Source organism: Acinetobacter sp. NyZ410, from assembly GCF_022828975.1.
Lineage (GTDB): Bacteria > Pseudomonadota > Gammaproteobacteria > Pseudomonadales > Moraxellaceae > Acinetobacter > Acinetobacter guillouiae.
In genome coordinates this window covers 2,469,982-2,496,455 of sequence record NZ_CP094620.1, presented here as the reverse complement: position 1 = coordinate 2,496,455, position 26,474 = coordinate 2,469,982, and the positions used below count along the sequence as shown (strand labels likewise).

The following is a 26,474-nucleotide window of genomic DNA, read 5'->3' as shown; positions in this document are numbered from 1 at the left end:
GAGTAGGGAGGTCTACCTCCCTCATTCAATAGAGATATTACAATTGATTGATCTAAGTCTTATTAAAGTTTTTATTATCGTTTTTGAAACTAAAAATATTAGTCATGCAGCTGAGCGCCTCAATTTAAGCCAACCTTCTGTCACCTACAATCTAAATCGCCTACGTAAATTTTTAAATGATCCTTTATTTGAACGAGACAAATTTGGGGTCAAACCGACCAAGTTGGCACAAAGTTTATACCCAAGCTTTAGACAAGCAATTACCGATATTGAAATGGCAATTACAGCATCTAAATACTTTGACCCAAAAACCTCAACTCGGATATTTCGTTTAGGCTTATCTGATTTGGGTGAAATATGTTTACTACCTTCTTTAATTCAATACCTTTCTAAAGAAGCACCATTTATTAAGGTGGAAATCGAGGAAATTCAATCGCATAAAGTAGAAGACTGGTTGACTGAAAGTTTTTTAGATGTTGCTGTATTCAATAGTAGTTATACCGTTATGCCTAAAATTGAATCACGTAATTTATTTGAAGAACGCTATATGTGCATTGCGCATAAGTACCATCCACGTATCAGGGATACACTGAGTTTAGAACAGTATTTTCAAGAAAATCATGCTGCGATTAAATCTTCAACGGGTCATATTGAAATTGATCAAAGGCTGAAAGAACTGGGCTTAAAAAGAAAAATCATGCTTGAGCTTCCTCATTTTAGTGTTTTACAAGATGTTGTGACCAGTTCTGAATTATTAGTGACTTTGCCTTCTCGGGCTGCAAAAGTATATGCGCGTAATGGTGATGTCAATATTTTTGAATTACCGTTTTCAGTTAAACCGTTTAATGTGAGTGCCAATTGGTATAACCATCGAGATGACATAGAAGCCAGAACATGGTTTATCCAAACCCTACAAGAACTTTTCCAATCGCTATAACGCCGTATTCTTATTTGTAATGCGTTAAAAAACAGCGAATAGAGCCATAACTTATCTGAACTACTTTTTATTTGAATGAGAGTTTTGAGTAATCAGCACTAAGAATTAAAAATCTATTTATCTTGTAAAAAATAGAATATCATTCCAATCATAGATAAATCAGTGACTCATTTTTTTAATTTCTTATATAAAGTGGACTGCATGAAATTACAGCTAGATAAATACGATCGTGGGATTTTGGAACTATTACAAAAAGATTGTACCTGGGCGATTGGCGATATCGCAGATCGTATTGGATTAAGTAATACAGCATGTTGGCGACGCATTCATAAAATGGAAGAAGAAGGCATCATTCGCGCTAAAGTTGCTTTATTAGATCGTAAAAAACTAAATATCAATGTCATTGTTATGGTTTTTATTAAAACAGCACAACATAATGCAGAATGGATTGAAAAATTTCACAATCATATCCATACAATCGATGAAGTTATAGAAGTGTACCGAATGGCTGGAGAGACTGATTATTTGTTAAAAGTCGCTGTACCCGATGTGCTTGAGTATGACAAAGTCTATAAAAAAATAATTCAAATTTCTGGCCTTACTGACGTGAGCTCCAGTTTTGCGATGGAGCAAATTAAGTATACGACTGAATTACCTTTAAATTTTCTTTGATCATTGATATTTTTCCATAAAAATTAAAACAAACCTCTTGATTCAGGCGATTAGAAAATATATGGGGCATTCTAAGCTTCTATCCAAGCTGTAACTTAAATGTAAGGAACAGCAAGAAAATTAAACTTTCAAATATTCAACAGCAAAAATCATACGCCGTTAATGGTTTAACAAGAGAAAAATACCAATTGATCACTATAACCAGCCATTTTTCCTCGCTATGGCAACAGCTTCTGTACGAGAGTGTGCATCCAGTTTAGAGTGTATACGTCTAAGATGGGCCTTAACCGTTGTTACTGCTAAAAAAATTTTATCTGCAATTTCTTGATTACGTAGTCCTTCAGCGGCATGACTTAAAATTTCTAATTCTCGTTTGCTTAAAGCTTCATAAAATACATTTTTCCTATTTGGAGGTGTTTCTTTGATTGTAGAATAATCGACTAGCGAAATTAAAATTTCCAAAATTTTACGAGTATTTGAATCTAGATGAAATGATTCACTATATTTTTCATAAAAAGCATAAATTAATTTATGCATAATAGGGCCTTCATCTAAAAAACTTCTAAGGTACTTTTCATTACCAATATCTAACAATATGCTTCTTAAACAATCAAATGCTTGTTTCTGATTATTTTCGCTAAAATAAAGAGTAGAAAGTATCATTTTTAATTTAATTGCACGTCTTTCATAAAGTAAATTTTTTGTATGTTTAATGAAGTCTTGAATTTTTCCCTCATGCTTTTTCCCGTCACTGTGACTTATATCAATTCGCCATATAAGCATTTGAGGGGTATCAAGATACTGAGCTGGCATATAAAAATTATCTAGCGTATGCCAAATATCCCAAGCAATGATTTCATTCAAAATGTTCCGCGCAAGATAATAATCTTTATTCAGCCAATGTATTCGCGCTTGTTCAAGGAGAGCACTGGCCTTAACACGCATAAAGTTAAAATCTGCTCCAATATATTCTAGTTCTTTAAGACAACATAGTGCTGCTGTTTTGTCATGATGTAATGAATATTCAATTTTAGCGGATAGTGTATAGGCAGATATTAATGCATCTATATGACCATTTTGACGTGCGTAGGCAAGACAATTTTTGACTAAACTTAATGATTCTTCTAATTGATTTCTTTCATATAAAATTTCAGCTAAAGGAACTCCAATCATTGCTTGACCACCAGCTACATCATTTTGATGATCTCGCCAGCTACAATTATAATTTGTATACAATCGAATATAAGCCTGATTTAAATGCCCCTGTTGTAACTCTATACATGCTTCATTGTATTCATAAATAGTTTGTATAAAAGTATTTCTATTATATCGAGAATTATTGATAACTTTATGAATTATTTTTCGAGCATAATCAATTTTGTTATTTGCGATTAAATAATGGGAATAAATTAAAATAAAAAAATGATTCAACAAGCTATCATATGTATTTAGATCATTATAAATTATTTTACAGATAGCAAAACTTTCCTCGATATGATCAGTCATTGTGAGCCATAAGCAATCTAATATTTTAGTTTCAATATAAGATAGCAATTTTTGCCTTTTCATTTTATCAATGACATATTTAGCTTCAGCATAACGACGATTTAAAATTAGAGCTAATGTATATGCTGTTTGTAAGTGTTGCAAATTCTCAAAAATATGGGCTGGTATTTGATCCAAACAGCGTAATAAAAACCGTATTCTACCTTTTTCTAGCAATTTTTGGCTATGTAGAGTCAAAATCTCGATGCACTTGCCAAACGCTTTTGCTAGTAAATAGTGTTCAATCGCTTCAATCGGTTGGTTTAAATAAAGTAGACGCTCTGCAGCACGTAAATGCAGTGATTTAAATTTTATAGGGTATAAACTTTGAAACTGATTCCGTAAATAACTTAAAAATAAACCATGGAAGCGATATTTTTCATGTTGCTGATCCATAGGAATAAGAAAAAGGTTTTTTTGCTCTAATTGTTTAAGTAAATAAGCGCTATTATTTATTTTGAGCAACCAATCACAATCGGCCACAGAAAATTGCGAGTAGACACTACAATTCAATAAAAAATCCTGAAGATTATTGGGTAATTGATTTAAAATTTCTTCGCTTAAAAAATGATTCAGTTCACTATGATGAATTGAAAACTTCTGAATCTGTGTATGTAGAGAATGTCTCGAAGTTAACGTTAAACCGAATTGCTGAATAGCAATAATCCAACCTTCTGTTTTTTTGAGTAATAAATTAATTTCATTTGGATGAAGCTGAAATCCATAATTGTTTAGGACCAGCTTATTTATCTCATCTGCACTAAAACTGAGTGCTTCTTGAGTAATTTCTAGTATTTGACAATGAATACGTAATGAGGCAATTTTTAAAGGCAATAACTGGCGGGAGCTGATGATAATTTGGCTATGTAAGGGTAAATAATCTATGATCTGCTGTAAAAAATTGAGCGTTGATACATCATAAATATGTTCTGCTTCATCCAAAAAAATTGAAAAAGGTTCTGAATACTGAGTAATATTTTCAAGAAAATTACTATTAAAAGCTTGATTAGTCGTTTTAAACCAAATATACGATAAATGTTGAATAAAATGATTGAAGTCATTGTCTGCATTATCAAGCGTCATCCAAATGACTTTACGATATTTCTTTTGATGAATATAAATTTGGCTTAAAAATGCAGTTTTACCAAATCCAGCAGGTGCCATCACAGAAATCAATTTAACCTTGGTATTTTTGTTTAAATGATTAAATAAGTGAGTTCGTTTAATCTGTGGTTTTATTGATATTGGTGGAATGAGCTTTGTCATCAAAATATTGTTATTTAAGCTTGTATTTGAAAAAAGATTGTCCATTTTCTCACTCCTTGAAAAAATAAATCTTTAGAACACTTACAATGAGGCAAAGATCAGTCATTACAGATTGATTGCCTCGAAATGAGTTTTAAAATATTTCCTCAAAATCTTCTTTAGTTGCACCACAATCTGGACACATCCAATCATCTGAAAATTGATCCAGAGATGTTCCTGGTGCTATCCCGTCTTCAGGAATTCCAACTTTTTCGTCATAAATAAATGAACAAAATCGACATTGCCATTTCCTTGGTTTTCACCCTGATGCAATTTGGTATCTTCATCAAGATGACAAAAAAATGGCGAAAATAAACCTGAGAAAAAGGTTGGTTTTTGTCATTACGTTTTTTTGATTCGTTATTTCTACTTGGCTAATGGCTAAAACTTAAGGCAGGTAAAACTATAAATTAGTTCTTTGTGATGAATAAATCAGAGCCACCTTTTGTTAGCTTGCCTTTTGTTTGTTTTTAATCCAGTTATTAAAAAACAATAAATTTTCTGAAACTCATATGAGTTTAGCTTCTGGCTTGGAAATAAGGCCATAAATAAAAGGATACGTTTATGAATAAAATTTTAATTTTAGCAGCAAGTGCTTTTCTCGCTTCTGCTTCTTGGGCAAATGATTCAATTCAAGGCACAAAGTGGAAGACCATTGATGATAAAACTGGCAAACCCAAATTTCTTATAGAAATTAAAAAAGTAAAAGACAATATCTATAATGGCAGTATTGTAGATGTCTTTGATCTAGAGAACAAATTGACTTGTAAAAGTTGTAACGGTAGATTAATGGGAAAACGCCTACAGGGTACAACCGTAATTAATAGTTTAAAATTAGTAGAAAGTGGAAAATTTAAAGATGGAAAAATTTTAGATCCTGATTCTGGTCGTATATATAGCTTGGAAGGAGAATTAGTTGAAAATGGGCAAAAACTAAAGCTTCGAGGCTATTTAGGAATTTCAGCATTGGGTAGAAGTCAAACTTGGCTAAGGGTTAATTAAATAAAAACTCTCCCATACCGATTCTGGGTGTTGCAAATTTAGTTCAATACCTAGAATTAAACTTTCTCAATAATCGTAATTTGAATGCAATCTTTTTTGTCATATTGAATTTGCATGCCATATCTCGCCTGAGTGGTTATTAATGCATGGCATAGCGTCGTCATCATACGTGTACTTATAGATCCACAGGATTCACCAAGGGCTAATGTTCCACCATGAATATTTAATCTGTCTGGGTCAGCCCCTAGAACACTCAACCAAGCGAGAGGTAGGGGTGTAAAAACCTCATTCATTTCATAGAGATCAATTTGATTAATGGTCAATCCGGTTTTTTCAAGTGCATTTTGTGTGGCAAAAAATATATTTGCATCGATGTCCTTGTGGTTGGACTGCAAGCTATTCATATACAAAATTCGTGCGATTGGTGGCGTTTTCAATAATTTCAAACCTCGATCATTAGCAATGATTAATCCAGATGCACCATATGTATTGGAACTGATATGTTTAGATGTCATCGGGATATCAGGTAAAATAGTCGGAGATTTAGTAAAAAAAGACCAAGACATATATTCAATTATAGATTCATCTTGAATACGCATATGGGGTGCATAGGAATTATTAAAGTTGTGTAGCATTGGAATGATTTCAGCTTCGAATTTATTTTCTTGCCAAGCATTGAGTGCCTTAAAGTGACTATTAAAGCTATAATAATCAAGCAAATCTCGATTTAATCGATATTTTTTTAATAATTCCATGGCATAGCTTAGTTGCTTTACTGAAAGCATATGCACGTTTTGATCTAAAGCAGTATCATTTAAAAAAAATGTAGATTTATTTGCATGGTTGGGTACCCATGTCTGCTGATCACAACTGAGATGATTTTCGACTCCTGATGCAATAACAATATCGTGTGTTTCAGACATTACAATCTGTGCTGCATAGTGTAACGTTTGCTGTGCAGTATTATGTTGATATTCAAGCCTATTTACCAGTTGCTGCGGGGAGAGTATCGAGTGTGCTAAGGCGTCATTTATAATTTTTTTGATATTTGAATTTGGATGATTTACGAAACCGATTAAAACACGCTCAATAAATTTAGGATCACATTTAGTTTTTATAATTAATGAATTAAAAACAAAAGATAATAATTCACTTGATATAAATGACGAAATTATTCCATGACTTAAGCCGTTAACTGTACGCGTTGCAGCAATAATATAGGCTTGTCCCATCTTAACTCCTTAATTGCCAAAGTGGCCAAATATAAAATTATATAAACATTTTTTTTAAATACATCGATCATATGGACTAATTATAATAATTAAGATGGCTTCAATTTTAATTAAAATTTTAAAAACAGATGCTTACAATCTATTCAAAGCTCTTCATTTTAGATTAGTCCTTTTTGACGATGTGCATTTTTTTTTATCATTCATAGTAAAAAATAAGGAAAATTAGCACTGTCAATCACTGCAATATCCATAACTTTACTGTATTGAATCAAGACATTTTCAGTCTCTTGAGGGTAGATGTTAACTCCAGCAGCAATAATTTTGACCAATACTTCTTCATCACCTGGATTTATCGGTATAGAAATTGCAGCAGTACTCGTAGAACAAGGCATTGAAGTAACTGTTCTTGAAGCAAATTCAAGGATATGTCGAACTATTTTATCCAACGCCATACTGAGCATGGTGTTGAAATAAAAACGAATATTGGGATGAGTGAAATCCAAGGGCAGCACCATGTAGAAAGTGTGTTATGCGATGATGGATCTAAATTCGATGTAGATGCTGTAATCACCGGCATCGGTGAGATACCGAATGTAGAATTAGCATTAACTGCAGAACTAGAAATTGAAAATGGAATTGTCGTAGATAAATTTGCCTGTACTTCCAACATAGATATCGTTGCAGCTGGTGATTGTAATTTCTTTCCTAGCGACTATTTACAACGATCAGTTCGATTGGAATGCTTAGCAAATGCAGTTGATCAAGCCAAGACGGCAGCAGCTACACTCAGTGGAAACTCAATCCCGCATAGTGCATTACCATGGTTTTGTTTTGAACAATATAATAAACGTTTACAAATAGCTGGTGTAATAGATCACTATGATCAAGTCATTATTCGGCAGAGTTTAGCAAATGGTGGATTTTCAAGATTATACTTTGAAGGTAATCTGCTAAAAATGGCAGTCTGCGTAAATTCAGCAAAAGATTTTATTGCAGCAAAACAACTGATTGTACAAAAAACTGTGCTTGATTTAAACGTAGTTCAAACAGAGTCTGATTTAAAAAAATGTATGCTTAAAAAATAACCATAATTTCATTGTCATTCAAAAAAAATATACCCTACAATAAAGATATCGGAAGAAATTATCATTATTAGAATAGCTATAGAGAATTTTTAAATAATGATAAATTATTTATGGAAGAAATATAATGCTTTCAGCAAGCCAAGGAAGGCACAATAAGAATGAAAATATTTATATTCATTCCTGTTTTTATAAAGTTCGGCAATCTATAGAGAATATCCAGCTTAATTTCTTATTTGCACCAGGTGGTTATGGTAAAACATCAGTTTTGACATACTGTTTCGAATATTTCGAGAAAATAAGTAATGGTATTTGCTGTATTTGGCTAGATGAGATAAATTTTGACCCAAAGCAAAGAGGTTCCTTGTTGGCCGCCTTAAGTCTTTTTTTTAATCATCAATTGGAACAAGATTCAACGATTGAAAAAATTTTACACAGGTATACTTCAGGTGAATGTTATATCTTTATTGATGATTACGAAAAAATAGAGTGTGCTCACTTTAATAATTAAATTGATAATTTATTAGATAACAAAAAATTTAATTGCCATGTGATCATTGCATCACGTATATTTCCAAAATTTAGAATATCTTATTTAGAGCTGAATCAGAAAATTAAAATATTTAATTCATCAAGTTTAAGCTTTAATAGCACCGAAGTTTTCGAGTATTTAGATACCAACATTTCAGCTAGTCAACTTGAATTTGTGTTTAATAAAACACAAGGATGGCCATATGCCATATCCATTTGTAAGGATTTATTAAATAACAAAGACAATGCACGAAAGTTATTTGAGCTTTCGGGTGAGGATTATGTATTTTCACAATTCTTTAAAGAACAGATTTTAGATAATTTGGATTCTGATATGCAAGAATTCCTGATTGGTTTGTCTACTCTTGAAACGGCGAATGCTGAACTTTGCAACTATGCATTACAATTTACTGATAGTAAATCTAGATTAAAACAGTTATATCATAGCGGAGCATTTATCGAAAATACAGATCGAAATAATCGAGAATTTAGAGTTCATCGACTCTTGCGTGAATTCATACTCAGTCAACAAGTTAATAATAAGTCAAAAAAAATACTTGTTCGAGCATCAATATGGTCAATTAGAAATCAATATTATAAAAAGTCTGCTTATTATGCAAAATTAAGCCAAGACCATCATATTCAAAATATAGTTATGGACAAAACCAGTGAAATTTTAGCTAAGAACTTAGGTGAATTACCTACAGTGATTAATTGGTTCAAGGAGTTAAAAGATGAGAAATATTTTAATTGGAATAAAATAATTTACTGGCTGGCATGGTCGCTCGCACTTTCATATCAATGGGAGGAGTCAAAACAAAGAGTAAATGATCTCAGACTAGCTTTACAAAATGATCAGTATCTAAATGAAATAGATTTTCAGTTTTATTCTGCTAAATTAGATTCGATTGAAATTGTCTTATTAACATTTCAGGATAAACGCCAAATAAGTTTAGAAAAATCAAAAATTTGGTTTAAAAAAAATAAAAACACCGATAATTTTGATAAGGCAGTTGTATCTTGTGCAAGTTACTTAAGTTACAGATTGAATGTTGAATATGATTTAGCTCAAAAATCAATCAACTATGCACTACAAGTGATTAGAGATACAGGCAGTATATATGGTGAAATTTGGGTTAATCTACTTTACGGCTTATTTCTTCTTGATTGTGGTCTATATAATCGTGCACAAAAAATTTTAGAAAGGCAATTTTATAAAACAATTGAAGAAATAGGTGAAGATGCTTCTATTTTACCTACAATTTCACAATTATTATCAGCAATTTACTATGAGGTCAATCAAATTTCAAAAGCCCAAGAATATGTTGAAATTGGATATAGAAATATTAAAAATCATGGTTTAGTTGAAACAGCATTCGCTGGGATATCGACTTCTTATAAACTTCAAAAACGCTGGGCTGACATACAAAATTTAAGAGAGAACCTTCAAGGTATTATCTCAATTTATCCGAAACGGCTGTATATATTACTCCAGTACCAGCAAGCTGAATTGTATTTGCTTTCAAATAAAACTGAAAAAGACTTTAGTTGTTTAAATAACATAGATATTAGAGTGGAGGATAGTACTGATCAGTGCGCAGAAGTTAAAATTTATCATAAATATATCAATATATTAATGCAACTGAATGAAAATAACTTCAACTTAGTGTCTAAACTTCTCCATGAGTTTCTTTATGATAATCAATTGCAAAAAAACCAATTTTTGTTCAGTAAAATTTTAATTTTAAAATCATTTATTGCCTTAAAATATGAAAACAATAACAAAGAAGCATTGGAACGGATTAAACATGCTTTATTTTTGGCTGCTGAAAATGGGTATTTTAGAGTATTTATTGATTTTGAAAAATTTTCTATAGCTTCACTTCAATTAATTAAGAGCTCAGCATCTACTTTAGATGAAAATTATAAAAATTTGCTCAATGAATTAAGCAACCATCTTTGCTTAGATGATGAAAGTGATCAGATTAAATTTAATAGAGCAGCTTTCTCAAAAAGAGAATTAGAATTACTGCGCATGTTAGAGTCAGGTTTAAAATATCAACAAATAGCAGATGAGCTTTTCATTTCACTTTCAACTGTAAAATGGCATATTAATAATATTTACATAAAATTAGGTGTAAAAAATAGAACCGGGGCATTAGTTATTGCTAGGAAATATGCATTAATTTAAAGAAGAGTCTCTCTTTTTTTGAGCAAAAAACAAAAATATTGGATTTATCTCATCATTAAAAATTTTTAATAAATTAGTTCTTTTTGACGATACAAATTAATTCAATTTTGTCGTCAAATATTCATTCAAAATATTAAAATCTATTGGATGGATCCATGAAATTAAAAAATTATATATATAGTTTAGCTATATGTGCTGTATCTGCACAAACTGTTTATGCCAGTTCCTATTTTAAACCAAGTGATAAAACAGATTTTAAACGCTATTCGATTTCTATCGGCTGGTTGTATGCAAAACCCTTAGGTGATGCAAACAATATAAATAATACGACCGCAATCGCAGCAGGCAGTACTTATAGAGTAGGTGATGTCTCAACCCAGAATATTCTGGGCGCAATTGATCGGCAGAGTAAAACTTGAAGTGCGACATAAACCACCTAATTAATTTAAAGGGTTTATGGAGTATATAAAATTGTCATACCATCATCTTAACTTTGAAGATCGTACTGCATTAATGCTTGAATCAAGAAAAGAAGGCTTTTCACCCAGAAAATTTGCTGAACTTATTAAAAGACATCCTAGTACGATCTATCGTGAACTTAAAAGAAATAGCATCAATGACGTTTATCAAGCCCGATATGCTTCTGATCACACCTTCGCTAGACGTAGACGTGGTCATAGAAAACTCAAAATCGATTCAATCCTTTGGAAATTTATTGTTGAAGCGATCCGTTGTTTATGGTCTCCTCAGCAAATAGCAAAGCGTTTAAAGACATTTCCTGATTTGGATCAAACAATGAATGTAAGCCATACAACGATTTACTCAACTATACGAGCATTACCAAAGGGTGAGTTGAAAAAAGACTTATTATCCTGTCTGCGTCATGAAAATAAAAAGCGAAAAGCTAACGGTGAACCTAAAAAAGATTCTATATTACAGGATATTAAAACTATTCATGAGCGCCCAGCCGAAGTTCAAGAAAGAAAAATACCGGGTCATTGGGAAGCCGATTTAATTAAAGGTAAAGACAATAAAAGTTCGATAGCAACACTTATTGAACGAAATACACGGCTCTGTATCTTGGCAACATTACCTGATGCAAAGGCAGAATCCGTGCGCAAGGCTTTAACTGAAGCTCTGAAATATTTACCTGCAGAACTGCGTAAAACGTTGACCTATGACCGTGGACGTGAGATGTCAGAACATAAAAAACTCGAAGAAGATTTAGGCATAGATGTATATTTCTGTGACCCACATTCACCCTGGCAAAAAGGCACATGCGAAAATATGAATGGTTTAATTAGGCAATATTTACCTAAAGGGATTGATTTAAATCAGGCAGATCAGCATTATTTAAATCAAGTTGCCATGTCACTGAATACTCGTCCTAGAAAAGCGTTAGATTGGCTTACACCATTAGAGAAGTTTGCTCAGCTTGTTGATTATCATAAGGCTTTTGAAACTGTCGCACCTCATGTTTGAATTCGCCATCAGTCAACGACTCAAGGGCAACAAGCACATACGGTAATTAGCACTATACAAGGCCTAGGCATATCAAGCCTTTCAGCCGATTTAAGTGGTACTGCTACTCTAAATCAACCTTCTAATTGGACTAGCCCTAATACAGGCTTGGAAGTTGAAAACATTAATACCATGGGTATCATGTTTAATTATTATTTAAATGATAATATTTCGTTTGAGCTTAAAGCAGGTATACCACCTAAGGTTAAGGCAAAAGGAATTGGTCAGGTATATGCTCCAGTTATTGGTCAGGTTAATTTGCCACCCACATCAACAGCACTTATTGGTACAAATAGTATTCCCATTTCACAACAACTCTATATAACGGATCTTACCCAGTCCAAATATGCAATCGATACTAGAGTTTGGATGCCCGCAATTGAAGCCCATTATCAGTTTGGTGTAAGCGGTATTAACAAATTCCGTCCATATGTTGGTGTTGGCATACTATATGCCTATTTAGAAAATGTAAAAATCAATTCAGGTATTGAAAATGACCTTATTCTTGCTGGTCATCGGGTTCAGAATATTCTCACCGGTAATGCGGGAAATAGCCTTGCTGGTATAAGTTCAGATGCCAAACCTATTATTAAACTCAGCACTAGAAATGCTTTTGCGCCAATATTTAGTGTCGGATTTAATTATGACTTTAACTCGAATTGGTTTGCCGTAGCTTCATTATCTTATTCGAAAATGGATATTGACGCGAAAATTGATGTAAATAACCAAAATAACAATCAAAATCTGATTTCAGGAAAAGTTAAAATTGATGTTGATCCATTGATTAGTTACATGGGTATTGGCTATCGCTTTTAAAAACAGAACATTTATAGGTATTAAAGGGAAACTATTCAACTATTATCATTTTAAAAAATGAGTGCAAGTACGGCATTTGAATATGGATTATTAACAATGGTTTCTTCAGATGCAGACTTTGAGCAACGAGTAAAAGAAAATGCAACTTTGTTGGCAAATCAGCCTTTGCCTGCACTCAATAATATTCGCCAATTACTACTTTCTAGCCATCAAAATAGTTTGGAAACTCATTTAGAGCTAGAAGCACGAGCGATTGCAGCAGTTAGTTTCGATGTCACCGTTAAGGAGGCTATGGCTGCATTTTTAGAAAAAAGACCTCCAGATTTTAAAAAAGTTTAAAACGCTACAGATCTCTATATAAATGAATTTAGACCTTAATAGGTAAAGTTGCGATTTTAAGTACTGCCCACCCGCAATGGGCGGTCTGACGAATAGCGAGCAATAAATAATAGAAAAAGTGAATTGAAAATAAATATCAGATATACAAACCCTCTTTTTTAAGCAAATGCCACTTAAAAAATTATTCGAGATAAAGCAATAAAGATATCAACCAGCCATATCATAAATATTTACCTTATTATCTCAATATGGAAATAAAATTCCTTTTATATACTAAAATTTGGATTGAAATTCTAAATTTTTAGAAAAATAGTGATTTATTTAAAATAAAAATTCTATGCATTTTATCTATCATTGGTTGTAGAAATATTTGTTAGAAATCATGTTGGTGCTGCTATGAATCACTTTTGTACACAAGTCATAAATTTGGGAAGAACCCCTCAACGTTTTGATGGTTTGGTGAATACACCTGTTTACCGAGGCTCAACTATCGTCGTCGATAGTTTTAAAGAATGGGAAGATCATAAGCAAAATGGCGGTGTTTATAAACATTATGGCCGTTTTGGTGCTGCTACAGCAAAGTCTTTTGAAAGTGCAATTAATACATTAGAAGGTGGGGCAGGATGCATGGTTTTTCCATCCGGACTATCGGCTTGTACGCATGCATTAATGGCATTCGTTGCAGCAGGTGATCACGTTCTGATTGCTGATAATATTTACGGGCCAACACGAAGTTTTGCAGACAGTATGTTGCCCAAACTGGGAATCCATGTTGAATACTTTAACTCATGTGACTTAAACGAGTTAAAGAACAAAATTAATCAAAAAACCAGTGTGGTCTTTGTAGAGTCACCAGGCTCAATTACTTTTGAAATTAGCGATATTGCTGCAATCTCAGAAATAAGCCATGCTATGAATGCCAAGGTTTTAGTGGATAACTCTTGGGCAACGCCATTGTTTTTTCAACCTTTAAAACATGGTGCAGATGTCTCAATTCAGGCTGTCACAAAATATATTGGTGGGCATTCTGACATTCTCATGGGGACTGCAACAGCAAATGCAGCATCCATAGAGCAATTAAATAAAGTTGTACATTTTTTTGGTGAAACGACAAGTCCAGATGATATTTATCTAGCATCACGTGGATTACGCAGCCTAGCCGTCCGCTTAAAACAACATGAAGAGAATGGCGTGATACTGGCTCATTATCTAAATGAACATCCAGCAATTGATGTTGTAAATCATCCAGCTTTAGCAATGAATCCATATCACAAGTTATGGCAACAGAGCTTCTCTGGTTCTACAGGCTTATTTTCTTTTTATTTAAAACAAAACAATCCGTGTTTTGTTGAGGCTTTCTTTGATTCTTTAAAGCTTTTCCACATCGGCTTGTCATGGGGTGGATTTGAAAGTCTGATTTTGCCAGTTGGAACGCCTTATCGTACTCAAAGTCATTTGCCTAGTCGTGGATATTTGGTGCGCCTACATGCGGGGCTTGAACATGTAGACGATTTAAAAGCAGATTTGGATGAGGCTTTGGCTATTGCGCAGCGTGCGATAGCTTAATTTCATTATACATTATAGTAAAATGAGACCTTAAATATCCAATATAGCAAGACTATAGAAGAAACCCTCTAATAAAATAGAGGGTTTAATTTAAAAATGGATTAAAAATTATAACGAACACTTAATGTAGCATTTCTTGGTGTACCCCAATTCATAGAGTTTGCACCAATACCTTCGTAGTATTTTTTGTCAAAAATATTGTCAACGTTCAGCTGAAGCTTAATATTTTTATCAACTTGATAGCCTAACATCGCACTAGCAAGTACAAAAGCATCTTGATCTATACGTGTATTTCCAGTACCCGTATAGTATTTACTCTTGTAATTTAAACCTAGTCCAGCACTCCATAGATCTACTTTATATTTCACAAATAGATTAGATGCTGTGCGTGAATTGGTTGTATTAACCTTTACACCTTTTGCATCTTTTGCTTCAAAATTAGCAATACCAAAATTAACGCCCCAGTGATCATTAATTTCCCCATCTGCTTCAAATTCAAAGCCTTTACTCTCTACTCCATCTACACCACGATAAGCTTGCTCAGTGGTTAGTACACCATTACGAACAATAAATCCTCCTGGTATTGCTTCAGCAAAATTAGATTGTTCAATGCGGAATAGTGATAAAGCTGTATTTAAACGTCCACCAAACCATTCACTTTTTAAACCTGCTTCATAGTTTTTACCATTCGCAGGATCTAGATATTGATCATTTACATCTTTACGGCTTTGCGGTTTAAATATGTCTGTATAGCTGACATAGACTGAGTGATCTTTTGCAAAATCATAAATAGCACCAATATAAGGTGTTACTTCATTGTTAAATTCACGATTGCCTACACCATTTTCAGACTCATATTTCCAATTAGATAAACGTGTACCTGCAATCACTTTTAATGGATCGAGAATTTGAAATTTACCAGAAATATAAGCCGAAGTTTGAGTCGTTTGATTCAGAGCATTTACACCATTCAAAATGACAGATTGAAGTAGTGGTTGTGCCATATTGTTATAGTCGAGCGGACCGCCTAAATACTTCTCAACTTCATTTTTAGTATTGGAACCCCCAAAAATATCCTTGGTCTTCTCATTTCTATTCCATGAACCACCAATAATTATTTCTTGTGGGCGGTTAAATAGTGTAAAAGGCGCGTTGATGAAAAGATCAATGTTATTTTCTTCATTCCTTGCTTCAGAGCCATATACTGAAACATTATCTGTGATTTTACCTGTCTTAGGATCAGGTTTATTTTTCAGTGGGCTGGTATTGGTTGCTTTGTTTACTTGCCCTCCAGTGTAAAGCAGAAGGGTATTTACATCTTCTTTACGAAACGTATATGCAACATTTAAATTAACATCATTGAATAAATTCTGTTTTAAATTGGCGAATACTGCTGTGGTATTTACATCCCAAAAAGTCCAAGGTGTAGTTACCGTTAAGCTTCGATCAAAGTTAGTACGACTTCCATCATCATAAAATGCTGGAGTGCCTCCCCAACGAATACCATCACGTTGTAACTCTTGATAAGTTGCACCAAGTGACATACTGGTTTTATCACTCAAATCGTAATCAATCGCACCATAAAATACATTGCGTTCCTTTTCATAAAAATCCATAAAGGATTTTTCATCAGCATGTTTGACGAACATACGTCCACGAAGTGAACCATCTTCGTTCAGTGGAGTAGAAATATCCGCAGAGCTACTCCATGCATTCCAAGAACCGAATGAAGTGCTCAGATTACCCGTCAATTCTTTTGCATTGGCATGTTTACGGACCATATTCAGCCCCATTGCAGGGTTACCAGCACCTGTGGTAAGTCCATTTGCACCTTTAACAACTTCTACACGATCATAAATATCTAAATCAAGGTCACCTGCACCTAAGTTTGTGGTACTCGGCATTCCATCTATTAAATAGTAATCGACCTGAAAGCCTCGAGCGTAAACAGACTGACGTTCATCGGTACGCGAGGTTGAAACACCTGTAATGGTATTCATTAAATCTTGAAAAGAATCAATGTTTCGGTCATCTAAATATTCACGTGTTAAAACTTTGACAGATTGAGGTGTTTCACGAAGGGATAAGTTTAATTTTGTTGAAGTATTTGTACTTTTGGCTGTATAGCTTTGAGTTCCTTCTGTAATCGCTGAATTTTCACTTTCTGCTTGTATTTTGATTGTTGGTAAAGCCACTGTTTCTGTTTTTTCTTCCGCATAAACAACAGATGGAATAGTTAAAGCCATAGAAAGTACTAGAGGATGCATTTTAAATGCATGTCTCAAAGGGAAGAAGTTGTACATAAGATTAATTCCATAATAAAAAATGCGCGCTATCGGGTTTTCTGCCTTTCTATTGCTTTGAACCTGTTACGGACGAAAAGCGTTACAAAAAGTAACATATGGATAATTAATTATCAATAATGATTCTCATTAAATTATATAAATCATTATTCTTATTATTTACATATGAAATATATAATTAATTTTGTTAACAAGTCATGTTTTTATAAAAGATTTTGAATTTTGTTATGCTGTATAGAATAGGGTGAAAATTGCGAATTTATTTTTTATAAAGAAAAACAGAATATCTTTTTAAATTAACTATGAACTTAAAAAATATTTTAATATCAACATACTAAGCCTCATCTTCAACACGAGTTTAATCAGATGCTTTTGGCTGATCAAATTGAGTAAATAGCCAATGATGAACTTTCGATAAGGCTTCAGCACCAACGGTATGACGTGGATAAACGACATAAAATCCTGTTTCCATGGCTAACTCCTGTGGAAAAACTTTAACCAGTATTCCAGACGCTAACTCTGAGTGTACAAATATTGGATGGGTTAAAGTAATTCCTTGAGCAGCAATAGCAGCATCAATCGCAAGTGCAGTCTGATTAAAGCGGATATTTTTAAATAGATTTTGCGTATTCTTGAATTTTAATTTCTCAATAAAATGCGGCCAAAGATTATGTGCATCATGTAATAAGGTGAACTGGTCTAAGGTGCTGATCTCTAAAGATTCCTGATTTGATAGCTTAAGTGACTTGATTAACTCAGGACTTGCCACCGCAATAAAGGTGTCTTGCAACAGTAATTCAGTATTTAAACCTGTACCAAATGGTGGTTTACCATAACGAATTGCCAAATCAACAGCATCATTTTGAAAGTGGGAAACTCGTTCTGTAGCCAAAATCTGCAAGTCAATATCAGGATGAGATTGTCTAAATTGATTTAATCGAGGAATTAACCATTTCGCTGCAAAAGTTGGTGTAACACTCAATGTAATCTGCTGATTTGAATGGTGAAACGATTGAGTTGCCTCAAAAAATAAACTAAAAGCCTGAGTAATGCTCGCGGCATATTTTCGACCATTAGCTGTTAAGTTTACACCTTTCGAATGTCTCTCAAATAACTTTATTCCCAATTCTTCTTCTAAATGACGGACATGCTGCGCAATTGCACTTTGAGTGACATGTAACTCTTCAGCAGCGAATTTAAAATTTAAATGCCGACTAGCGGCCTCAAAGGCCTTTAATGCGTTCAAAGGTGGTAAGCGATTGAGTAGCGTCATACTATAGTTTTTCTACATTCAATTAAGAGAAAAAGTCAAACCAGATCAACGGAGCTTAATGCTATTCTAGTTACAGTATTCATATATATTCGATCATGAAACATTTAGAGGATAGCACAAATGACTGTAGAAAAAGTAGCATTAATCATGGCTGGTGGAAGTGGTATGGGGGCAGCCGCCGCACGAAAATTACATCAAGATGGCTACCATGTGGGTATTCTTTCTTCTTCAGGTAGAGGAGAAGAGCTTGCTAAACAACTCGATGGCATTGGCGTGACAGGTACCAATCAATCTACAGCTGATATCAACAAGCTGATTGAGCAAACATATCAAAAATGGGGAAGGATTGATGTTTTAGTCAATAGTTCAGGACACGGTCCACGTGCACCTATTTTGGAAATCACTGATGAACAATGGCATTTAGGTTTAGATACTTATTTAATGAATATTATTCGTGCCACTCGCTTAGTCATTCCGATCATGGAAAAGCAGAATGCAGGGGTGATTATCAATATTTCGAGTGCGTGGACATTTGAACCCAGTGACTTGTTTCCGACCTCAGCTATTTTTCGTGCAGGACTGGCTTCGTTTACTAAGATTTTAGCGGATCAATATGCGGCAAAAAATATTCGTATGAATAATATCTTACCAGGATGGATTGATAGTTTGCCTGAAACCGAACAACGTCGCCAATCTGTGCCGCTACAACGCTATGGTACCAGTGAAGAAATTGCTGCAACTATCAGTTTTCTTGCTTCACAAGGCGCTGGTTATATCACAGGGCAAAATATTCGTGTAGATGGCGGTATCACTCGTTCAGTTTAATTCATGATGATGACCTTAGTTCAGCCTTATCAATCAATTTATAAGGCTGAATACATTAATTACAGGACAAAACACATTTTCTGCTAAAAAACGGCTTTAGTGATAATAGAAGATTTAGAAAAGTCATAACTTAATGACTCAAAAAAACCTAAAAGCAAAACCAGTGATGGCTTTACTTTTAGGAGAGTTAAATAAAATGATCTGCATTAGCAAAACTAATTTTAAGGAACAATTACAAAATCAGGATTTGCTATTGCAAAAACAGCTTCACGGTCTGCAACTGGCGGATAAATCCATACCGTATTAATTTCTTGCTTAATTTTTTTCGCCTCGTGACGCACAAATTGAACTTTTCGATCCCATCCTTCAGTGTAAAGTGCTCCCCATGGGCCTAAGTCGACACAAGTCACATACTTTGGTTGGCTATACACATGTAATGGCAAATCAACCAATTCTGCCGCGGCATTGTAACCCGCTACGCGGCCTAGGCTCATAGCATGCTGACATGACATCACGTTAAAATTACCTAAATTGTCGGTTGGAACTTTTACAGTATCACCCGTCACAAAAATATTTTTTGTCTCTGGTGCATGTAAATAAGCATCACCTAAAATACGACCTAAATTATCTTTTTCACCTACAATTTGTGAGGTCAACGAGTTCGCTCGCATGCCCGCAGTCCAAATGACAGTTTCTGTTTCAATTCTTTCGCCGTTAGAAAGTGTTACTCCAGAAGCATCAAGTGCAGTAACGCGTAGCCCAGCTTTACCTTCAACGCCGAGTTCGCTAAGAGCTTCTCGAATTACCACTGCAGCTTCGTCACCCAATGCTGCGCCAATTTCTGCTGATGAATCGACTAAAACCACACGAATATCAGTTTCAGCTAAAATGCTACGCAGGCGTTCAGGCATTTCAGCAACTGTTTCAAGCCCTGTAAGTCCACCACCAGCAACGAATACGGTATTACGTGCCGCACTTACAGGCTTATTGGCTAAACTTTTAAGATGCTGATCTAGTTTTTCAGCATCTGCTAATGTGCTGACACTAAATCCATAGTCTTTAAGCCCCGGTATAGGCGGCATATAGCCAGTACTTCCCGTTGCCAAAATAAAACGGTCATAACTTAAGCTTTGTTGATCGCCGTGGATCGTTGTAATCACAAGATTTTGGGCAGTAGTATCAATTTCATTTACCCAGCCAGCCACATATTTAACGTCAACGACATTTAATATGTCTAAAATATCAGGATACATATTTTCAAGTACGGCTTCATAAAGACGAGGACGAATATCAACATTCGGACTCGGGGAAACCATCAGCACTTCAATATTTTGTTCTTGCGCAGCCAAATGAATTGCTCGTTGTGCGGCAAGTGCAGCCCATAAGCCAGCAAAGCCAGAACCTGCAATAATAATACGCTTACTCATTTGATTATCCTTTTGATAGGTTTTTCGGACATGTAAATTCCAGCTCATCCCAAAATTTTGGGTGAGCGAATCCTTTCTCTGACTGTCCGAAAAATCTGAGAAGGCGTTTAAAACGTTTAGAGAAGTTTTACCTTAGGGATGAAAGCCCTATAAGCTCATTAGTCGGGCGTATCCCGTGATATTTTACTTTTCCGCATTTTTGCTGTTCTTCCTTCAATGCGTTCATTGATCCAGCCATTTACATCACTAAAAAAAACGTCGGGTGCATAACGGCCAAAACGGTCTGCAATATCACCAAGTGTATGAGCACCTAAAGCATCTCGCATGGCTTTTTCAGCCTGTAGCATAACTGCATGCACTGCACACACACCACTGGTTGCCCAATCGGGTGGGGCATTGTTAAAGACCGCACATTTTCCACGTACTTCTTGGCATTCAAAAAGCGGTTTTTCACCTTCAATTGCATTCACAATATCGAGAAAACTGATTTCGTGAGCAGATCGGGCCAGTAAATACCCGCCACGAACACCTTCTTGTGCCAAAACAAGTTTTGCCTTTTCAAGTTTAGGAAATATCTTGGCCATAAAGCTAGGAGAGACGCCTTGCAATTCAGCTAAATCCTTACTACTCAATGGTTTATCTTCATTATTTACAAGAAAAAGAAGACAGTGAATCGCATACTCGACACTACTAGTGATATAAGCCATTTCATTTCATAATTGATCAATTACAAACACAGACTAATGCAGTCAGTGTTTTAAGTCAATAATAAAACTAAGACAAAGTTAGTCCTAGTTTTATTAAAAGAAAATATAGAGGAAAACAATAGAGCTATATCACTGAATTTAAATACCTTTAAATGAGAATTGAGGGACATAAATAATTTAAAATGATTGAAAAAATTACGAACGCCACCAATAATTTTCGACATTTGGCTGGTTTAAGTTCAATACTTCACCCATTTGAGGCGTACTAATCGCTAAGTCGTTTTGATGAGCCAAAGCCACAATTCGTTCAAATGGATCGTCCCAAGCATGAAGCGCCAAGTCAAAAGTCCCATTATGGACAGGTAACAAATGACGTCCTTTTAAATCGATATGCGCTTGTAAAGTTTGCTCAGGTTGCATGTGAACATCTGGCCATTCTGGATCATATGCCCCAGTTTCTAGCATGGTAAGATCGAAAGGACCATAACGATGTCCAATCTCTTTAAACCCATCGAAATAACCAGTATCGCCACTAAAAAACACCCGTAGATCATTATCAATAATCACCCACGATGCCCAAAGCGTTGCGTTGCTATCACCCATACCACGGCCTGAAAAATGATGGGCAGGGGTAGCAATCAGCTCAAGACCATCCACATGGGTTGTTTCCCACCAGTCAAGTTGCTGAACCTTTTCTGCTGGCACGCCCCATTTAATCAATGTGTCACCAACACCAAGTGGTGTTAAGAAGTGTTCAACTTTGTCTTTGAGTTGGATTACTGCATGGTAATCGAGATGGTCATAGTGGTTATGCGACAAAATCACGCCTTTAATGGGAGGTAAGTCCGCAATGCTAATCGGTGGTTGGTGAAAACGCTTTGGGCCAATCCACTGAAAAGGCGAGGCACGCTCAGAAAAAACAGGATCGGTTAACCAGAATTCATTACGTAATTTTAATAAAATGGTCGAATGCCCAAGACGAAATAGAGAACGGTCTGGGGCACTCATGAGTTGTTCTTTTGATAAACTTAACACAGGAATTTCTCGGTTTGGCACCGTATTTTTGGATTTGTTAAATAGAAATTTCCACATTAAGCCTAGCGTTTTTCCGAAAGAATGTGTGTGCAGATTCGGCCGTGTATTGCTATATTTCCCATTGTATTGCTGTGATGACATGAAGGGAGAAGGCAAGTCTGTTGCGTTTGAAATTGTCATTTTATTTTCCTTGAGTGGAACAAGCTATATCTGTAAATAAGAACTTGAGATAAGTGCTTATTTTGATTTATTTAAATGAGCATTTAATCACTCATTAATTAATTTAAAAAAATAAGAATGCTGCACATCCTTACTTTAGTCTTTATCTACATTGAAACTGCATGCCAAAACGCTTCAAAACCTGACTTCCGATAAAGATCAGCTTGAGAAGTGTCTTGGGCAATAAAGTTGAGTGTGACTTCGGCAAGTGCACCCAGAATCGAACCGATAAACAAGGGTGGATAATCTCTTAATTTGCCGTCATCAATATGTTCTTGAATAGTCTTAGTAAAATCACAAAAAGTTTGCATGCCAATGTGTTTACTCTGCTCTGTAATTTGTTCTGAAGTCGACAACTGTGCCATCACTTTACGTTTGAGTGGGGCATCTAAACTCCAGTCCAAATAGCTTTGCCAGATATAAAACATTTGGGTTTGTAGGTCTGAGTTGTTCGGATAATTCAACATTATGACCTGACGCAGTTCGGCCTTTAGCGAAAGGTATAATTGGTTAAGTAATTCCTCTTTATTACTGAAATAAGTAAATAAAGTACCTTCTGCTACACCAGCGACTTTAGCTATTTTTGAAGTAGATGCACGCTCTCCAAGTTCTGCCAATGTTTCAATAGCAGCATTTAAAATTGCATTACGTTTATCTTCACTACGAGGACGGGCCATAGATAAATATATTAATTGAGTGATTACTCAATCATACATAAAAATAGACAAAGCGCAAGATATATATTTAAAAAGGGATGGGCTTTTCAAGATCACAAGCTATAGATGCATCACATAGACAGGGCCACACAGCAAATTTAGCGCTTTAATTAATAGTCATAATTATAATTTCGGCAACCGATAAGACGCGAGAAATTATTGATCACTGTATGGAATCACGTGAGTCAGGTAATGCTTCTATAGAATAGAACTATTTTTAAGTCTTTGATCTATATTTTAAAATCTAAATCACGGACAACTTTTCAGAGATATGTGTAATCCTGAATATCTGCTGTTACAGCATGTGTAAATTGCTAGATTATCTCATCAGATTGTTTCAGTATAGATCCAGACACTCGAATTTACAGGACAATCATCATGATATTGAGATATCGTATATTTTTAAAATATCTTTCTATTTTAGGTTTTGTGGCAAGTTCTGCTGTGACTAGCGTAGCTTTCGGAAGTTCCGAGCAGGCATGGAACAAGCATGATCAGGAAATAAAAGCGGCTTGTATAAAAGCAAGTCAACTTAAAAATGCCAAGACAGTAAGCAATGTCATGCTGTTTGATGATCGTGTTGGATATTCGGCACTCTTGATTCAAGGAAAATATCCGCAAGCACATATGAAAAACAAAACAGGGCAAGAACTGTGTTTATGGAATAAGACATCGAAGAAAGCTTATTTAACTGAAGCAAATACGAAAGTACATTGAAGTCATAACCATACAAAATCGAGTAGCGATCTGATTTCAGCATAACTTATATTATGTTACTTGGGATACTCAGCAACTTGAAGATAATTTTACTGATTCAAGTTGCTGAACTGTAGCAACAACAGCATTGTGTAGCCACAGTCTCTGATATTCTATTTAACTTATGTTCACATAGAATTTATTTCATAATTAAATTTATTTTTAATAAACAATAAATTTAATTACTTAGAGCACTAAAATAACAATTTATAAAATATTTGGTTCATGAACCTAGCTATGAATACATAGTTTCCTACTAAAAAGGTCTTAAGAATAGACTAAATTTGTCTATGCTGAGTCAGGGTTTTGATAGCTACGATTTCTGTTTGGCTTTTTGGTGTAAGACATACAAATATAAGCTTTCTACTTTTTCACGTGCCCATGGGGTGGTACGTAAGAATCGCAATGATGACTTAACACTTGGATCTATGCAAAAACATCTAATTTCAATTTTACGACTTAAGCCTTCAAAGCCATCGTAGTAATCTAATAATTCATCCAAAATGTCAGCAAGTTTTTTGCCGTGTAGAGGGTCATTGGAGGCGTTCATAATAAATCAACCATATTTTGGGAGACCACCATTATAACCTGAGCTAGTTGAAAAATGAGAGGGTTGGAATTTAAGTGTAATTAACATAGAAAATTACGGCTTATTTTCTAGTTAACTTTTTTCTAAATATAAATTAGTCAAATTCTAATAATTAGGTAGCCATTGCAGGACATTGCAAACAACATGTGAGTAGACAACCTACATAATATTCTATTTAACATAATATACATTATGCGAAGTTGGTATAATTAAGGTATTGATAAGTAATGTCTTGTTTGCATTTCTGAACATTTAGCGTCAAACAATGCAAACACACAAAGACCTAAAACCGTAATAAATACGAACTCTTTCATCACTTAGCAACTTGCTGGTGGTTTGGTTTAACAACTGGCTTAACACTAAAAATCTGCATCTGTGCGCCAAACTTGGTTTGTTGTTCTGTGAACTCAATTTCGACTTCTTGGGCGTTGTCTGCACACTCTTCTAAAATCGCTTGAATCTGTTCAATTGGCATCATCCCTGGCATTGGCGTTAAATTGTATTTAACTGGTGACAATACGGTCGTAGATAAAAATGCTCGTTCTTTACCATCTTTCTCAGAACGGTAAATTGAGGGTAAAATTTGGCGTTTGTTAAATTGAACTTGCATGGTTAAAGCCTCCTCAGGCAACTAAATGTAAACGCTCATTAGGCGTGTATGGTGAAACTGGAATTTGATAATCTGGTGGCAATTGGTCGCACATCTTGAGTTCTAAAAGACGTACAAATGGAATGACCTTGCCATTAGGATTTTTATGTAGGTTTTGGAGGTGTGAACGACTGATACCACAGCTAATAAGTTCTCTTTCACGTTTATAAAATCGTGATTCAAGGTGACGAGATTTAACTTTGATATAACCATCGATACGTAAAGAACGATAAAAATCGAGTGCGTTATAAGCCTTTGTATAACTTGGATTTCCTTTCTTTGTATAAGAAACCAATTTAGATTTAAGGAGATGTTCTAATTCATCATCACTAGCGAAGTTCATGTACTCACCCTCCATTGTCTTAAGGATTGGGTCAAAAGCTACGTGCCAGAGGCGTAGCAATAAATCTGGCTGTTGTTTCTGCAACTCTATAAGTTGCCAAATGTTTGTTGGATAACCATTTTTGGTTAGATAAGTCTTAGAAATCCGAGCTTCTTTACGGATAATTGCATTAGCAAAAGGCAAAGCATCATGCATAGCACATACAAGTACTTTAGATCGTGGACAGCCTTTATCGGCTAGTTTTTGAATTTTATTTAACTGACTTTTTACTTCTTCGAATTTGCCGTAAGCCTTTGGACGTACACTGGCACCATCATTACCCCAAGAAATATAGTTGTTATATTTAACTTCTCTAGCTTTACGGTGACCCGATGCAAGACTAGCCATATAGTCCAATACTGGTTGAACCATATTCTGATGCGGAAGCCTAAATAAGTAAGTCGTATCGAGACATGAAAGCTCAGTGTTAGGAACATCAAGAATGGGTGCTAGTTTAGGGAAAGCTGTAAGCAACATACCAATCATGTGATATGTACCAAGTTCAAGTGAATCAAAGCCATAAACATTATGACCTTGCAACAATTTCAAAGGTGATCCTTTAATCTCAACGTATGGCGGTGTGTTAGTTGTACTTGTATAAAACTTAATGGCCATATCAGTAAAATCACTTGGAAGTGATTCATATGGGTGATAAAGCTCCCCTGTTGTTGTATTGCCATCATCATCTTTACTGACATGTCGAGTCGCAGCAGGCACACCATAATCACGAATATCACCGTTAAACCAATAACGATTATCGAGATTACATACGTGTGTCGGAATGATCGGAATCATTAAACGCTCGAAATCTAGCATGATAAATCACAAATTCATAAATCACTTTTAACACATAA

At 34.8% G+C, this 26,474-nt stretch carries 25 protein-coding genes and 1 pseudogene; 14 read left to right on the top strand and 12 right to left on the bottom strand.

The features are described from left to right. Positions 1 to 43: 43 nt before the first annotated feature. Positions 44 to 937, top strand: coding sequence for a LysR family transcriptional regulator (locus tag MTO68_RS11815; protein WP_244012541.1), 894 nt, complete (start codon positions 44 to 46; stop codon positions 935 to 937). Positions 938 to 1,138: 201 nt separating this feature from the next. After that, positions 1,139 to 1,609: an Lrp/AsnC family transcriptional regulator gene (locus tag MTO68_RS11810; protein WP_004720411.1), complete on the top strand. Its 471-nt coding sequence runs from the start codon at positions 1,139 to 1,141 to the stop codon at positions 1,607 to 1,609. 195 nt (positions 1,610 to 1,804) lie between these two features. Here MTO68_RS11810 and MTO68_RS11805 read toward each other — a convergent pair whose 3' ends face one another. Continuing rightward, on the bottom strand, positions 1,805 to 4,465 hold the full coding sequence (locus MTO68_RS11805; RefSeq protein ID WP_244012539.1) for a LuxR C-terminal-related transcriptional regulator: 2,661 nt from the start codon (positions 4,463 to 4,465) through the stop codon (positions 1,805 to 1,807). Positions 4,466 to 4,553: 88 nt separating this feature from the next. Then, positions 4,554 to 4,712: pseudogene (locus MTO68_RS11800) on the bottom strand (rubredoxin); the annotation flags it as partial. Positions 4,713 to 5,023: 311 nt separating this feature from the next. Between MTO68_RS11800 and MTO68_RS11795 the strand changes: the two are divergent. Further along, entirely contained in the window at positions 5,024 to 5,461 is a 438-nt protein-coding gene (locus MTO68_RS11795; protein ID WP_244012537.1) for a DUF2147 domain-containing protein, read from the top strand. Between the two features lie 56 nt (positions 5,462 to 5,517). Here the strand turns inward: MTO68_RS11795 and MTO68_RS11790 are convergent, their stop codons facing one another. Next, positions 5,518 to 6,693: a hypothetical protein gene (locus tag MTO68_RS11790; RefSeq protein WP_244012535.1), complete on the bottom strand. Its 1,176-nt coding sequence runs from the start codon at positions 6,691 to 6,693 to the stop codon at positions 5,518 to 5,520. Between the two features lie 297 nt (positions 6,694 to 6,990). On the opposite strand from MTO68_RS11790, the gene MTO68_RS23150 reads away from it, so the two are divergent. From MTO68_RS23150 to metC, 9 genes are all read left to right on the top strand, one after another. Then, positions 6,991 to 7,167, top strand: coding sequence for an FAD/NAD(P)-binding oxidoreductase (locus MTO68_RS23150; protein ID WP_347814804.1), 177 nt, complete (start codon positions 6,991 to 6,993; stop codon positions 7,165 to 7,167). After that, positions 7,119 to 7,778, top strand: a complete 660-nt coding sequence (locus MTO68_RS11780; protein WP_244012533.1) for an FAD-dependent oxidoreductase — start codon at positions 7,119 to 7,121, stop codon at positions 7,776 to 7,778. Before MTO68_RS23150 ends, MTO68_RS11780 begins: the two co-directional genes overlap by 49 nt. 124 nt (positions 7,779 to 7,902) lie before the next feature. Next, the gene (locus MTO68_RS11775; protein ID WP_244012532.1) at positions 7,903 to 8,286 is read left to right on the top strand and encodes a hypothetical protein; all 384 of its coding nucleotides are present in this window, start codon (positions 7,903 to 7,905) and stop codon (positions 8,284 to 8,286) included. Positions 8,287 to 8,325: 39 nt separating this feature from the next. Beyond that, positions 8,326 to 10,497, top strand: coding sequence for a LuxR C-terminal-related transcriptional regulator (locus tag MTO68_RS11770; RefSeq protein ID WP_244012530.1), 2,172 nt, complete (start codon positions 8,326 to 8,328; stop codon positions 10,495 to 10,497). Between the two features lie 155 nt (positions 10,498 to 10,652). Further along, positions 10,653 to 10,916 carry a hypothetical protein gene (locus MTO68_RS11765; RefSeq protein WP_244012528.1) on the top strand — a complete coding sequence of 88 codons (264 nt, stop codon included), beginning with the start codon at positions 10,653 to 10,655 and terminating at the stop codon, positions 10,914 to 10,916. A 94-nt stretch (positions 10,917 to 11,010) separates the two neighbouring features. Continuing rightward, complete coding sequence (locus tag MTO68_RS11760) at positions 11,011 to 11,979, top strand: IS30 family transposase (protein WP_235663160.1); 969 nt, start codon at positions 11,011 to 11,013, stop codon at positions 11,977 to 11,979. Positions 11,980 to 12,126: 147 nt separating this feature from the next. Beyond that, entirely contained in the window at positions 12,127 to 12,834 is a 708-nt protein-coding gene (locus tag MTO68_RS11755; RefSeq protein ID WP_279578593.1) for an OmpW family outer membrane protein, read from the top strand. Between the two features lie 57 nt (positions 12,835 to 12,891). Continuing rightward, complete coding sequence (locus tag MTO68_RS11750) at positions 12,892 to 13,173, top strand: enoyl-CoA hydratase-related protein (RefSeq protein ID WP_244012524.1); 282 nt, start codon at positions 12,892 to 12,894, stop codon at positions 13,171 to 13,173. 396 nt (positions 13,174 to 13,569) lie between these two features. Next, positions 13,570 to 14,739: a cystathionine beta-lyase gene (gene metC, locus MTO68_RS11745; protein ID WP_244012522.1), complete on the top strand. Its 1,170-nt coding sequence runs from the start codon at positions 13,570 to 13,572 to the stop codon at positions 14,737 to 14,739. A gap of 101 nt (positions 14,740 to 14,840) precedes the next feature. Here metC and MTO68_RS11740 read toward each other — a convergent pair whose 3' ends face one another. Further along, on the bottom strand, positions 14,841 to 17,042 hold the full coding sequence (locus MTO68_RS11740; RefSeq protein WP_347814803.1) for a TonB-dependent siderophore receptor: 2,202 nt from the start codon (positions 17,040 to 17,042) through the stop codon (positions 14,841 to 14,843). A 358-nt stretch (positions 17,043 to 17,400) separates the two neighbouring features. Continuing rightward, complete coding sequence (locus MTO68_RS11735; protein WP_244012520.1) at positions 17,401 to 18,315, bottom strand: LysR substrate-binding domain-containing protein; 915 nt, start codon at positions 18,313 to 18,315, stop codon at positions 17,401 to 17,403. Positions 18,316 to 18,435: 120 nt separating this feature from the next. Here MTO68_RS11735 and MTO68_RS11730 point away from each other — a divergent pair, with 120 nt between their 5' ends. Next, on the top strand, positions 18,436 to 19,140 hold the full coding sequence (locus MTO68_RS11730) for an SDR family oxidoreductase (RefSeq protein ID WP_154130902.1): 705 nt from the start codon (positions 18,436 to 18,438) through the stop codon (positions 19,138 to 19,140). 221 nt (positions 19,141 to 19,361) lie between these two features. On the opposite strand, the gene MTO68_RS11725 is transcribed toward MTO68_RS11730, so the two are convergent. From MTO68_RS11725 to MTO68_RS11710, 4 genes are all read right to left on the bottom strand, one after another. Next, positions 19,362 to 20,567, bottom strand: a complete 1,206-nt coding sequence (locus MTO68_RS11725) for an FAD-dependent oxidoreductase (protein WP_244012518.1) — start codon at positions 20,565 to 20,567, stop codon at positions 19,362 to 19,364. A 158-nt stretch (positions 20,568 to 20,725) separates the two neighbouring features. Beyond that, positions 20,726 to 21,274 (bottom strand): Rrf2 family transcriptional regulator, encoded by a 549-nt coding sequence (locus tag MTO68_RS11720; protein WP_056511150.1) that lies wholly within the window; start codon positions 21,272 to 21,274, stop codon positions 20,726 to 20,728. A 195-nt stretch (positions 21,275 to 21,469) separates the two neighbouring features. Continuing rightward, a complete protein-coding gene (locus MTO68_RS11715; RefSeq protein WP_244012516.1) occupies positions 21,470 to 22,489 on the bottom strand; it encodes an MBL fold metallo-hydrolase in 1,020 nt (339 codons plus the stop codon). Positions 22,490 to 22,635: 146 nt separating this feature from the next. Beyond that, positions 22,636 to 23,205, bottom strand: a complete 570-nt coding sequence (locus MTO68_RS11710) for a TetR/AcrR family transcriptional regulator (protein ID WP_224963470.1) — start codon at positions 23,203 to 23,205, stop codon at positions 22,636 to 22,638. 417 nt (positions 23,206 to 23,622) lie between these two features. Here MTO68_RS11710 and MTO68_RS11705 point away from each other — a divergent pair, with 417 nt between their 5' ends. Beyond that, positions 23,623 to 23,961 (top strand): hypothetical protein, encoded by a 339-nt coding sequence (locus MTO68_RS11705; protein WP_056511142.1) that lies wholly within the window; start codon positions 23,623 to 23,625, stop codon positions 23,959 to 23,961. 352 nt (positions 23,962 to 24,313) lie between these two features. On the opposite strand, the gene MTO68_RS11700 is transcribed toward MTO68_RS11705, so the two are convergent. The 3 genes from MTO68_RS11700 to MTO68_RS11690 all read right to left on the bottom strand — a co-directional run bounded on the left by MTO68_RS11700 (position 24,314) and on the right by MTO68_RS11690 (position 26,436). Beyond that, on the bottom strand, positions 24,314 to 24,550 hold the full coding sequence (locus tag MTO68_RS11700) for a VF530 family protein (RefSeq protein WP_244012514.1): 237 nt from the start codon (positions 24,548 to 24,550) through the stop codon (positions 24,314 to 24,316). Positions 24,551 to 24,902: 352 nt separating this feature from the next. Continuing rightward, positions 24,903 to 25,199 (bottom strand): hypothetical protein, encoded by a 297-nt coding sequence (locus tag MTO68_RS11695; RefSeq protein ID WP_244012512.1) that lies wholly within the window; start codon positions 25,197 to 25,199, stop codon positions 24,903 to 24,905. Positions 25,200 to 25,212: 13 nt separating this feature from the next. Beyond that, positions 25,213 to 26,436 (bottom strand): phage/plasmid replication protein, II/X family, encoded by a 1,224-nt coding sequence (locus MTO68_RS11690; RefSeq protein ID WP_244012510.1) that lies wholly within the window; start codon positions 26,434 to 26,436, stop codon positions 25,213 to 25,215. Between the last annotated feature and the right edge of the window lie 38 nt (positions 26,437 to 26,474).